Source organism: Thiobaca trueperi, assembly GCF_004342175.1.
GTDB lineage: Bacteria > Pseudomonadota > Gammaproteobacteria > Chromatiales > Chromatiaceae > Thiobaca > Thiobaca trueperi.
Genome location: NZ_SMAO01000008.1, coordinates 168,795 through 181,499, shown reverse-complemented (window position 1 = coordinate 181,499; position 12,705 = coordinate 168,795). Strand labels below are relative to the sequence as shown.

The window sequence follows — 12,705 nt, the reverse complement described above, 5'->3', positions numbered from 1 at the left end:
GTTCTTCATGGTAAAAACCTGTCTTTACCGGATGCCGCGAGCCAGATTTGCACTATTTTTCCCGGCATTGGTGCACACTGTACCAAAGGAGCCGACATGGCGACGTTTCAGAAACGCAGCAACCGCTGGCGGGCGATTGTCCGCAAGAAAGGGCACGACCCGATCAGCAAGACCTTTCAGACCAAGGAACAGGCCGCCCGCTGGGCGCGTGAGGTTGAGTATGAAATGGATTCCCGCGCCTTCAAAGATCCCCGGATTCTGAACCGAACCACCGTCGGCGATCTGATCGACCGTCACCGCCGCGAAATGCCCACGCCCGGTCGAACCAAAGACGCCTGCCTGGCTATGCTCGCGCGCGAACTCGGCGATGTCGCCCTGGCGGATCTGACCAAGCCCCGCATCATTCAGTACGCCAAGATGCGCGCGAACGACCACGGCGCTGGACCGGCGACCGTCGCCCAAGACCTGATCTATCTGCGTGGTCTGTTGGAAGTGGCGCGGGCGCATTGGGACATCCCCGTCCTGGTCGAGGCGGCCATCGATGCGCGCCTAGTGCTGCGCCGTGAGGGCTTGATCGCCCCCAGCATCGAGCGCGACCGCCGCCCGACCCCCGACGAACTGGAACAGCTTCGCACTTATTGGGAGCGTCCCCTCCTGCGTGATATGCAGACGCCCATGTGGGACATCGTGCGCTTCGCTATCGCGTCGGCCATGCGCCTCAGTGAGATCGTCGCCATCTGTTGGGACGACATCAACGAGACGGATCGAACCATCCTCATCCGCGACCGCAAACACCCGTCCAAAAAGCTCGGCAATGACCAGACCGTGCCGCTCTTCACCGAAGCATGGGAGATCGTGCACCGCCAGACCCGCCGCGACAAGGAGCCGCGCATCTTTCCCTTCAAGGCCCAATCGATCAGCGCCAATTTCACCCGCGCCGTGATGCGCTGCCGGATTGATGACCTGCATTTTCATGACATGCGACACCACGCTATTTCACTGCTGTTCGAGGCCGGTTATCAGGTGCAGGAAGTCGCTTTGATTAGCGGTCATCGGGATTGGAAGCAACTGAAACGCTATACCCAGATTCAGGCCAAAGATTTGCGTCGAGAGGTTTCGCCGTGACAATCGATGATTCCTATTTTCAGTTCGCGACCTATTACGGAATCTTTAAATCGAACGCCAGTGATTGTCCGAAAAAAGAGGATCTTTATCGTCAGTATGACTATTCATATTACGTGACTTATCCGCCTGAAAAGCCGGTCAATTTCGATAAATACGAATCGCCTTGCGCGTCTATCCGGCTGATATATGACGATCTTGATCCGAATATTCGCTTTCGTTTGTCCCACCGCCCCCCCGGATCCTGTTCGCAACGTCGAGGCGCTGATTGATTTGCATCATGCGCGCATTTACCCGCATCCAGACTTGTTGGGCTGGCTGGCGAAAGGGCTTGAAAAATGGGGGGTGAGTCTCGACGAAATTTTAGGGCTTCGCGTTCCCAGTAGGCGCGCTGGTTCAAAGACTCTAAAGCAAAATAAGCTCGAAGCGTTTTGGATAAAAACGATGTTCTATATATATATCATTTGAAAAATCTGTTCTCCATCTCGGTAGAAGAGGCGGTTAACGTGGTACTGGCCGCCCAAGGCAGTGCCAAAGGAGAAGATGAATATACAGAAAACACGATTAAAGAACGCTACAGAAAATGCAAAACAAAGATGTTTATGACTGCGAACATGGGTGATGATTCAGGGAAAGAGCATTTACGAAAACTGATTCTCAAAGAGCATTCCAAAGAATACTTACGAGTATCTGATCAAAACGCACCCAGAGATCAAGCGCAATCTTCCGTAGGGTGTCGAATTCATGGGATTCTGCCCCCCTTGACGCTCGAACTCCCCTGATAGCCTAGTAGTCAGTCACGTTGAAACAGGCGGATAGAGGCGTGCCAGCTTACGGCGCGCTTCCTGGTTGGTGAACCGCCATTTGACGGGTTCCGCCTTGGCGTTGCGCTCGCTGACATTGGCATCGATCTCGCGTTTCAGGGTCGCGTCATCCGCGATGCGCGGTGACAGGCACCTGTTCGACAACACCGCTAACGCGATCTCGGCGATGTTGAGCCAGATCCCATGCCTGGGGGTGTCGTGGAACTCCAGCTTGCTGGGCGATGGCGCGCGCCTCGTCCGGTGGGAAGGCGTCATAGAGCGAGGCCTTCGTGTGGGTGTTGAGGTTGTCAAGGACCACGCGAATCACCTCCGCGTCGGGATAAGCCTGCACGATGTGGCGCAGGCCGGGGGCGAATTCGATCTCTCCACTTCCTCGTCCGTCAGCGTCACGCGATATTTGATGGCCGGCATGAGTGTCTGCTCCGGGTTGGAAACCTGACTTTCTGGCTTCCTTGGACCATTTACACGCCTAAAATATCTCTCTCATTCAACGTGACTGACTACTAGGTAAAATGACGCAGGATCAGTAATATACCAATCCACCCCAGAAAATCTGCACGATGAGGGAGCACATGGCGACGATTAAAGCAAAATTATTGGTCAATGCGGCCATCATCACTTTGGCTGTGATTCTCATTGTCGGCATCGAGTTCTTTTATCTCGAAACATTACAAAACTTGCAGCATGAGAGCGCGACCCGCGCGGAAGACGCGCAACTGGCGCTCAAGGCCTCGCGGGTCGGGCTGTCTCTGTACCAGGAAATTGCGGATGCCGTGATCAACCGTGACCTGAACGACACGGCACAAGACTGGCCTGAAAACCGTGATCAGAGCCTGAAACTCTTGGATGACCTCATGCAGGCCGCCGATACCCCTGAAGAAGACGTCTGGGCCAAAGAGGCTGGGCAGGCCGCCAGCGAAATCGTTGCCATCTTTGAAGGCAAACTGCTGCCCCTGCTGAAGACGACCACTGGAATCTCGCCCGAGATCACCGCCCTGGATGCTGAAATCGATCACCTGGTTGAGGTGGTCGCGGACGCCACCGTGAAGATGGCGGAGTCGCTCAGACAAGAGAGTCAGACGGCGAATCAGGCATTCGACCACACCGTCCACCGCTCCATGACGATGGCGATCATCGTCGGTCTCATCGGCATCCTGCTGCAATTGGGGATGGCCGGCTGGCTGATCCGCTCCATCATGCGGCCGCTGAACGCCATGATCGCCATGCTGACCGATATGGCGCAGGGCGAAGGCGATCTCACCAAACGTCTGGATGACCGCAGCCAAGATGAGATCGCCGTTGCCAGTCGGCTGTTTAACCGCTTTGTCGAGAAACTGCACGGGATCGTCGCGACGCTCTCTCAGACCACGAATCTGGTCGCCTCCGCCGCGACCGAACTGATGGCCACCGCCGAGCAGATCGCCGCCGGGGTGGAGCAAGTCTCGGCTCAGGTCAGCTCAGTGGCGACGGCGGGCGAAGAAATGTCGGCCACCAGCAGCGAGATTGCCCGGAACTGTCAGATGGCGGCAGATGGGAGCAATCAGGCCAGTCAGTCCGCCAATGTCGGCGCCAACGTGGTCAATCACACGATTCAGGGGATGGATCGCATCGCGAACCGCGTCCAGGAGACGGCCAGAGCGGTGGAAAATCTGGGTGCCCGGAGCGATCAGATCGGCAAAATCGTTGGCACCATCGAAAACATCGCCAAACAGACCAACCTCCTGGCACTGAATGCCGCCATCGAGGCCGCACGCGCTGGCGAGCAGGGCCGGGGCTTTGCCGTCGTTGCCGATGAAGTCCGGGCGCTTGCGGAACGGACGACCGCCGCGACCCATGAGATTGGCGAGATGATCGACGCGATCCAGTCGGAAACCCGGGTCGCGGTCCTGTCGATGAAAGAAGGGGTGAGCGAGGTTCAACAGGGAACGCAGGAAGCCGGCAAGAGCGGACAGGCGTTGCAGGAAATTTTGACGCAGATCGATGCCGTGAGCATGCAGATCAACCAGGTGGCGACCGCTGCCGAACAGCAGACGGCAACGACCGGTGAGATCTCCCACAACATCCACCAGATTACCGACGCGATGCATGATACGGCCAGGGGCGCCCACGAATCCGCAACGGCGGCAAACCAACTCTCACAGCATGCGGAAGACCTGATGCGGCTCGTCGGGCAGTTCAAACTCTAGTGTCTGCCGATCTTGCGAAGCAGACGGCCGATGTATTCGCCGTCGTTCTTCATGAACAGGATGTTCAGATCGAGGAAGTCTTCGAGTCTGGACAGGCCGAAATTCTGCTGCAAGGCGCCAAGCGGGGTTGGCGAAACGATGAAACTGGACAGCGTGACCTTGCCATCGCCAAGCCGCTTCTCGATATCCTTGATGACCGTGCAGAACTGCACCTTGGGGCTGTGTATTCCCTCATGGATCAGGCCATGCGGTTCGATGAAGACGATATGCTGCCTGCCGCCGTCGAGCACCCAGAGAATGAAGTCAGGATAAAACCCGCCGGCCTCGAAGAAGCCAATGCCGCTGCCACGCGATTTGTTGCGCAGCAGGAAGAACTCCCTGCCGGCATAGTCGGTGGCGTGATCGCGCAGATGTCCGTGTAAATCGCTGACGAAATCGTATTCGCTGTCTTTCAGCGCCACCGGCAGAATCTTGATCCGCGACGTGGCACCGGCGCCGTCCGGCATGTGCAGGAGCGGCGAATACAGATGAATGCCGCCCAGCAGGGCATCAGGCGGCTGTCCGCCCGACCGCGACTTTTCTTGCAGCGGGCCGGCAGTACCGGATTTCCTGATCACCTGCGCCAGCGTCTCGACCTCAGCGGCCAGTTGTTTGAGATCGGCAATCAGCGTCGCTTCGTTGGCATCGGCCATCATCTGCCACCGCTCGCCGGGCTTGGGCAGATTGTCGTCGTCGGCGGTCAGTTCGCGGTATTCGAGTCGCTGCGCGAAGAAGGCATCGACCTGATGATTGAACAGCGCCTCCATCAGCCGTTTGAGCAGGGTTGTCACCATCGTCTGCCATTGCCGCACCTCCGCCCAGGTGCGCGGCTGCATCACCGTATCCGGCGCATAGAGCCGATACCAGGCGCTATGGCTGTCGGCGAACAGCTTCGGCAGGTCGTCGCGATGGATCAGCAGATTCTCGAAGCCGCGCACGCGCTTGAAGGCTTCCAGATCGAAAAACACCGCGTCCCAATCGATCAGGGCGAGTTGATGGGCTTTGAATAACTGCGTCTTCCGGGCGGCTGCCTGAGTTGCCACAGCCGCACCAACGGCGAGCGCCTCGATGCGCGGATAGCCGTCCAGCTCGATCTGCCGGGCAATGATCTTCTGCGGCAGCGGCAATTTGAGGATCGGCAGCGGCGCATCGCGCTTGAAGTCGTATTCCCTGCCGTTGTCCTGCTTCCGCTTGGGCCGGAGCACTTTCAGCCGGGTGCCGAAGTTTCGCGTCGTGTGCATCGGCACCTCGATGACTTCCTTGCGTTCGTTGCCGGGCAGTCCTTCTGCGGCAAGGTAATCGCGGAAACGCTGCATGAACTCGGCCTCAATGCCGAACACCTGCAAGGTTTCCAGCCACTGAATGTTGGCCGGCCTCGGCACATGAATGCGGGTGCAGCGGCTGCTGCGTTTCAGGCTCCAATCGAAGCCTTTCAGGCGCACGCCGCGCCCGAACAACTGGATGATCTGCGAACCCTCGGACTTGCCGACATGCATCAGGCCCAGGGTGGAAACGCGCCAGCAGTCCCAGCCCTCGATGAACTTCTTCGCGCCGATGAGAATATTGACCGGCGACTGGCTGTCGCTTGCCCCCGCGAACAGCGGCCGGTCGTCGAATTCGCTGTCGGCGATCTCAACCTTCCCGGCGGGAATCTGTGCGCCGATATGATCGGCCAATCCCTTGGCATCACCGACATTGATCAGTCCGAACGGCTGCTCGGCATGGCCGGCGCGGAGATGGATTTCGCCGCTGTCGCCCTTGATCCGCGTCATGCGCAGGACACCGCCCGCCCGCGCCTGAAACACCTCGGCGAGCATCCAGCCGTACATCTCATCCACCGTTCCGCCAGCACCGAGCATGCCCTGCAATATGGGGAAGCCGTTGGCGAAAATATCGTTGCCGTTGGCATCGACCATGCCATTGGCCGCGCCGGATCTGGTCAGCAACAACTGGATGTCCTGCTTGCTGGTCGCCGGGTCGGCCAGAAACTCGCCGAGGAACAGCACGATCTTCGCCACGTCGGCGATGGCTGCCTTCTCGTCCTGATTCGCGCCGCCCGGCTTGCTGACGCTGCCGCCGACGAACACCCACAGCGGTTTTTCCAGATGGAAGGGCCGCAGGGCCAGGGCATCCCGGTCGTAGAGGCGCAACTGCTGGAAGTAGGCCAGCAGGCAGGCCGTGAGGTAGCGCCGCGCAATGCTCGTATCGTCCGCACCTTCCTGCGCCAGATTGAGGATGCTGTAATCCTTGCCAAAGCCGTCTTCGTAGAAATAGCGATACGAGTAGTCGAACAGCACGCTCTTCGCGTAGGTCTGCGTGATCGACTCGCTGCCGGCCGCCGCGACGGCCTGCGCAAAGGTGGCGGAATACTCGAAGACGAAACCGCGCGACGAGATCGCCTCGCGCCGTTTCAACCAGCCGGTTTCCTCCTCGCTGCCCAGTCCCCGATGGCCTTCATCGACCAGCAGCAGGTTGTTGTCGCCGAACTCGGAGACGGCCACGGTGTTCTCGCGCCGGACATCGCCCAGTTTGGTGATTTCGATGACATCGACGCGTCCGAGATCGGGCGAGCCGAGCAGATCCGCGCGGAAGCGTTGCGAGACAAGCCCGTTCTGCTCCATCTCGCGCAAATGCTGATCGGTCAGCGACTCGTTCGGGGTGATCAGCACCGAGCGCGAAAAGGCGCTCTCGCGGTTCGATGCCTTCGCGTAATGCCGGAATTGCAGGATATTGGCGTGCATCAGCAGTGTCTTGCCGCTGCCGGTGGCGTTCTGGAAGCACAGACGGTTGAGATCGGCGACCGTGAAAGGCTCAATCACCGTTGGCAGGTTGGCCTTCGTCCGCCAGTCGTTGAAGCGCGTCAGGAACGCGTTGAGCGAATCGAGCAGCCGCAAAGGCTGGTGGAAAAAGAGATCAAGGTAGCGTTCCGCGAACATCAGCGACAGCCACTGGAAATACTTCCAGACGATGCGACGCTGTCCAGCGACCTGTCGGCGGTCGTTCAGCGCCTTCGTGTGGGCGAGGATATTGTCTTCGTAACCGGCAAACTCGGCGGCGGACAGCACGGCGGACGCCGGCCAGTTCGCGTTCAGCTCGCGGAAGAAACGATGCCGCCCATCCTCGTGCAAGCCCTCCTTCTCTTCGTCGATGATCGCGTGGGCCAGGCGACGGATCGGCGGGATGGGCCGACCGTCGGCGTCCTGGTGCTCCGCGAACGGATCGATGCCGAACTGCTCGATCATCCAGGCGTTCAGTACCAGCTTGAAGATGAAGGGGTCGGCGCTCTTCGTCGATGTCTTCGACTTTCTTTCTGTGCTGGTGGCTTTCGCGGTTTTCTTCGTGGTTGCCATGCGAGTGCGAATCCCGATCAGGTAGCGACGGGCAAGACACCCGCCGGATTGCCAAGCCCTTCCAGCCTGGCAAGCCATTCGCCAAAATGCGGGCAGGAGGCGCGGATGGTGTTCAGCGTTGTCTTGTGAATGATGGTCGGACCATCCGAGGTTTTCTTGAAACTTGGAATCAGCTGCTCGATGCGAGCGGACGGGTGCATTGCCGGATCGTTGTTGATTTCTTCCGGTGCGCCGGCCTGTTGCACGATGTTAGTCAGTGTTGCCGTCAGCGCCGGATTGCCGAAATGCTCGGCGACGGTTTCGGGGCGGCTGAACAGCCAGGCCTCGAACTCATGCAATGCGAGAAAGGGAATGAAACGCGGCTGGTTGATGTCGGCCGCAAATGCCTGTTGCAGACGAATCGCCTTGTCGCGGGCTGTCAGGCCGAGGGTCGCCAAGGTTGTGGCGCGCGCCGGAAATTCCTCCGGCAGACCGTAAAAATCCAGCAAGGTGGTCACGCGGGCATTCGTGTCGCCCAGCAGTTCGAGGACATTCTGACGAATCTTTGCATAACTCGACACGCCGCCGCGAAATCCGCCGCCGCTCATGATCCGCTTGGTCCGCAGGATAGTGACGCTTCCATAGACGCCAAAGTCCGAAAGGTGCGGAATCAGCGTGCGTTTGGCAAAAACTTCCTCGGACTGGCCCTCCGCCAGAATCAGCAGCCGGGTCATCAGGGCCGTCCTCCGATGACGTTTTTTTCCCAAAGGTCGCCCACGCTGTAATCGTTCATCCAGATCGACAAATCCTGCTCCGTCAGGCGACGGAAATTCGTGTGCAAACCATCGTTGTTGGCGATGATGATCGCTTCGGGCGAAAACTGGTTCAGCAGCGTGACCGACTGGGTCGCCAGCATCACCTGACTGCGCCGGGCAGCGGCTTCGATCATCTCGGAAAGGATGGTGATGGCGAAGGGATGCAGGCCAAGCTCCGGCTCGTCGAGGAGAATCAGCGACGGCAGCGACGGTTGCAGCAACAGCGCGGCAAGACAGATGAAACGCAGCGTGCCGTCGGACAAAGAGAAACCGTCAAAATAGGCCCCCGATCCCTTCTGTCGCCATTCCAGCTTGATCTTGTTCGGGTTGTTGCGCGAAGGTTCGAGAACGAAATCCTCGAAGAACGGCGCCACCAACTGTATATGCTCGACGATGTGCCGATACTCGGTCGGATGGTTCAGTTTCATCCAGTAAAGAAAGGCCGCAAGGTTGGCCGCATCGGGGCGAAATGCCCGGTTGTCGTCGATATCCTGCGTCTTCTTCGCTGGCGCCGAGCTGGACGTGTCGTGGAAGTGATAGACCACCCAGTTCTGAACCCCTTGCAAGACATGCTCGGCCACACGGCGGCCACTTCCAGACGTATTGGCTGTATCGTGCAGAACAGTCTCTTTATGCCCTGCGCCGATCTGTAAATTCCATGGATGCAGATAGCGCGTATCGTGGAAATAGATCGTCTCCCAATCAAAGACCATCGTGTCTCCGACCGCAGGTTTCAGGCAGAAGCTGTAAGCGTTGTATCCGAAATCAAAACGGAAAGACATCATCGGCGTGGTCTTCTCGCCGTGGTGCAACAGGCGATCCGACCCACCGTTTTCGCCAACGTAAAGTTGCAACTGCTTCGACAACACCGAATTGAGGAAGCGGAACACGCCGATGAGGTTCGACTTGCCGGCGCCGTTGGGACCGATCACGACATTGAGGCGTTGCAGTTCCAGCTCGCAGGATTCGATGGACTTGAAGCCATTGACAGTCAGTTTGTTGAGCATCGATCAGACCTCCTCTCCCGCCCACATGCGGCGATGGAATTCCTCTTCGAGCAGCCGCACCTCGCCATACCTGCCGAGATTCGGCAGGTTGTGCGTGCCGTTGATGTAGACGATGTCATAGAGCGTCCTGTCCTCGCGCCGCGTCGGATTCCACTTCATCTGTTGCGACAGGAAGGCATCGAGCACCGCTGCGTCCTGCTCGGGGTCGTCGGTCAGCGTGCGCCAGAGCACCAGCACGCTTTGCCGGTGCCGGTCATCGCCCGTCCGGGCGCGGATAGTGCCCTCCACGGGACGGAACCACCAGGTTTTGCTCCCCTCGCCCTCCGGGAGAGGGGCCGGGGGAGAGGGCTGAACGTCGGTCAGCGTCTCCACGTGCAGGCGGGTCTTCGCATCTCCCGGCAACAAGGGATCGGGCTTGCGGACAAAGGTCGCCGTGAAGCGCCTGCCGGCGTGCAGCCGATCGACATGCAGGCCAATCAGCCAGTTGAAGGTCTCGACCAGATCGACGCTGCGCTGCTCGCGCTCGTCGGAACCGGCTTTCCTGATCTCCAACCGATAGGCCGTCGGATCGCGGAACTGCGCCACATTGAGCAGGCTTTGGCTGCCCTGGGTTTCGACATCGAGCATGTATCGCAGCAGGTAGTCGCGCTGGACGTCAGCATCGTCCAGCATGCGAACGCCCTCGTCTCGATCATTGAGCCTGAGGTTGTTCAGGCAATCTTCGTAGGATTCGAGACGAAGGTATTTGAAACAGTGCGAAACGCCATCGCGTGCGAGCGGCTTGCCATCGGCCCATTGGCTGGCGTAGATCGCCTTCTTGACGCGCGGCAACACCAGTTGATCGAAGTAATCCTCCATCTCCACCAGGGCATAGCGACGCTGCCCACTGTCTTCGCGATTTTGCTGAATGACCGCATGGGCTGTCGTCGCGGAACCGGCGAAAAAATCCAGCACCCAATCCGACGATTCGGGACGGGTCGCCAACGCCAGGACCCGGCGTAGCAAGGCGGTGGGTTTGGGGGTCTGAAAAACCACTTCTTCTGCATCCAGCCGGACGCAGGCGAGCAATTCCTTTTTGGCGTCTTGCGTATGGCCAACCTCGGCGTAGAGCCAGATGGTTTGGGGGACTCGCCCCTGTTTGACCTCGGAAAGAAAGCGCTTGATCGCAGGCACGTTGTTTCCGGTTTCTCCCCACCAGATGCGACCATCGCGATTCAGTTCGTCGAATTTCGTTTTGGAAATCACCCAGTATCTTCCTGGCGGCGGACCGGGAATGACGCGCCCGGAGGGACAGGTGATCGGATAGCGACCTTCGCTGTAAGGGTTGCGTGCGGAAACGTCGCCCGGCTTCCAAGGTCCGCGCGGATCCTGGTCGGGATTGCTGTAACGCGCCTCCATTTCCGCCGTGCGCGGCAGTAAAAAAGGTGTCCAGTTTGCGGCACTTCTGGCATACACCAACACGAAATCATGGTCTTCCGAAAAATGCCGCGCTGAATTTTTGGGGGAGTAAACCTTTTGCCAGATCACCGTCGCGACGAAATTCTCACGCCCCCACACGGCATCCGCAGCTTGTCGGAAGACGGCCTGCTCATTGTCGTCGAGCGACACAAACAACGACGTTTGTTCCGATGCCAGCACATGCGCCAGACGCAATCGTTCGTCGATCATGGCGAGCCAGGAGGCGTGGCGATAAGCATCCTTATAACGAAAGCCATCCGAACCGGTGTTGTAAGGCGGATCGATGTAGATAGACTGGATTTGGTTGCGTAACTTGCTGCTCATCAAACGCAGCGCATGGCTATTTTCTGCGTGCAGCAACAGACCCTGAATCTGTTCGTCCAGACCTTCGATGATTTGAATGAGCGTTTGCTTGAATTGATCAGAAAAGAGTGCGGTATCAAGCACCAAAGAGGGATTATCTTTAAGAAACTCAACTGTCAGTGGCACAGAATAAGCCGGCGTCGCCAGATCGCCCTCAATCTCATCAATCGCAAACAGCTTCACCCACTCCTCCCGCTGCCGTTCATTCGCCGCGATCTCGGGATAGAACGTCTCGGGGATGCGATCCAGCGTGATGCAGTAGTGCGTCTCGACGACGAACTTCTTTTTCAGCCAGAGCTTTTTCTGGAAGTCTTCAAGCTGGGCGAGGAAATCGATCAGGCGCTGCGCCAACAGGCGAATGACCTGCGCTTTCTCCAGGGCATCCGTCATGGCCTTCAGACGCGCCTCGGTGACGCCGGCCTTCACGTCGGCATCCTCGCCGCCCATGAAGTCATCCAGTTTGATGACTTCATTCTTCAAATAGAAATCCAGCTCACGTCGCAGGAAGCCCCCGAGATCCTTATGGATGAAGTAATCCATGGTGTTGCTGGCGGTGTATTGGCCGAGGTAACGCGCCAGCAGGGGCTGCTTCCTATCCTTGCCCTTGGGGACGTCCCGGCTCAGTACAGTGTGATAGGCAGCGGCGCGTTCTGGATTCCCGCCGTCCCGGGAATGACGGGCCAGTTGATCGAGCACGGTCTGCACCAGTTGCTCGTTGCGCTTGTCCTGCCACTTGGCCTTCTGGCCGGTCTTTTCCGGGTCGGTGCGGAAATTGATGTGGACAATCAGCTCATTGCCGTCCCATGCAAGCGGGGTGTCGGCGTCGAGAATGAAGTAACGCTCGTCGCGGTCAGCCGCCTTCACGTTGTTGTGCGTGCCTTCGGCGGCATTGACGAGGCGGAAATGGACCTTGAGCGCCGTCCCGCCGCCGCCTTCTTCTTCAAACAGGCTGCGGGTGATGCCGCGTTCGTCCTTCTGCAATGCCTGGCGCGGATCGAAGCTGAATTCAGCGAAGTTCTCAGTGGTCTTGATGTAATACTGGTCCTTGTTGGCCCAGTGCAGCACGACTTCGGCGCCGTCGTAGGGCACCGCATAGGTTTCCGCACCACCGGCTGCGCCCTTGCCGTAACGGCGCAGGGACATGAAATCGCCCTGATCGTAGTAGCGCGAGAAGAAGCGATGCAGATGGTCGTAAATCTCGGCATCCTCGCCGCCGGTCAGGCGGACGACTTCGTAGCGGGCACGAGCCTGCTGCACCTTGGGCGCCGCATCGGGATCCGGCGCACCGAATTCGATGGCCTGCTGGCGTGCCGCTTCGTAGTCCTTCCTGGCTTCTTCCTCGTGGCGCGCACCGCGATCAGCAAACACCCTGTCGATCAGTTGATCGAATTCGGTTTCGAGGAAGGCTTCGACCTGCCCGCGCCTGGCGTGCAGGATGCGGTACAGCCCGAAATCCAGATCGGGCTGGTCGAGCTGGAACATCTCCCGCAGCAGGGTTAGCAGCCGCTGTTTCTTTTCGTTTATTGTCTTGTCATCGGCCATGAGGCTTCTCGCAATGGTCA

General features: G+C 58.7%; 9 protein-coding genes. 4 read left to right on the top strand and 5 right to left on the bottom strand.

The window, feature by feature from the left end:
- Positions 1 to 96 precede the first annotated feature (96 nt).
- From EDC35_RS15000 to EDC35_RS14990, 3 genes are all read left to right on the top strand, one after another.
- Entirely contained in the window at positions 97 to 1,125 is a 1,029-nt protein-coding gene (locus EDC35_RS15000; protein ID WP_132978065.1) for a tyrosine-type recombinase/integrase, read from the top strand.
- A 186-nt stretch (positions 1,126 to 1,311) separates the two neighbouring features.
- Positions 1,312 to 1,590, top strand: coding sequence for a hypothetical protein (locus EDC35_RS14995; RefSeq protein ID WP_132978064.1), 279 nt, complete (start codon positions 1,312 to 1,314; stop codon positions 1,588 to 1,590).
- On the top strand, positions 1,554 to 1,904 hold the full coding sequence (locus tag EDC35_RS14990; protein WP_165903451.1) for a hypothetical protein: 351 nt from the start codon (positions 1,554 to 1,556) through the stop codon (positions 1,902 to 1,904). The genes EDC35_RS14995 and EDC35_RS14990 overlap by 37 nt, the downstream gene beginning before the upstream one ends.
- 15 nt (positions 1,905 to 1,919) lie before the next feature.
- Here the strand turns inward: EDC35_RS14990 and EDC35_RS14985 are convergent, their stop codons facing one another.
- Complete coding sequence (locus EDC35_RS14985) at positions 1,920 to 2,201, bottom strand: hypothetical protein (protein ID WP_132978062.1); 282 nt, start codon at positions 2,199 to 2,201, stop codon at positions 1,920 to 1,922.
- A gap of 317 nt (positions 2,202 to 2,518) precedes the next feature.
- Here EDC35_RS14985 and EDC35_RS14980 point away from each other — a divergent pair, with 317 nt between their 5' ends.
- Positions 2,519 to 4,132 carry a methyl-accepting chemotaxis protein gene (locus tag EDC35_RS14980; protein WP_132978061.1) on the top strand — a complete coding sequence of 538 codons (1,614 nt, stop codon included), beginning with the start codon at positions 2,519 to 2,521 and terminating at the stop codon, positions 4,130 to 4,132.
- Here EDC35_RS14980 and EDC35_RS14975 read toward each other — a convergent pair.
- The 4 genes from EDC35_RS14975 to EDC35_RS14960 are packed head-to-tail and all read right to left on the bottom strand — an operon-like array spanning position 4,129 to position 12,685.
- A complete protein-coding gene (locus tag EDC35_RS14975) occupies positions 4,129 to 7,521 on the bottom strand; it encodes a DEAD/DEAH box helicase family protein (RefSeq protein WP_132978060.1) in 3,393 nt (1,130 codons plus the stop codon). The two genes, EDC35_RS14980 and EDC35_RS14975, sit on opposite strands and share 4 nt — an antisense overlap.
- Before the next feature lie 17 nt (positions 7,522 to 7,538).
- Positions 7,539 to 8,234 carry a DUF4276 family protein gene (locus EDC35_RS14970; protein ID WP_132978059.1) on the bottom strand — a complete coding sequence of 232 codons (696 nt, stop codon included), beginning with the start codon at positions 8,232 to 8,234 and terminating at the stop codon, positions 7,539 to 7,541.
- A complete protein-coding gene (locus EDC35_RS14965) occupies positions 8,234 to 9,322 on the bottom strand; it encodes an AAA family ATPase (RefSeq protein WP_132978058.1) in 1,089 nt (362 codons plus the stop codon). Before EDC35_RS14965 ends, EDC35_RS14970 begins: the two co-directional genes overlap by 1 nt.
- Before the next feature lie 3 nt (positions 9,323 to 9,325).
- Positions 9,326 to 12,685 carry a site-specific DNA-methyltransferase gene (locus EDC35_RS14960; RefSeq protein ID WP_132978057.1) on the bottom strand — a complete coding sequence of 1,120 codons (3,360 nt, stop codon included), beginning with the start codon at positions 12,683 to 12,685 and terminating at the stop codon, positions 9,326 to 9,328.
- Between the last annotated feature and the right edge of the window lie 20 nt (positions 12,686 to 12,705).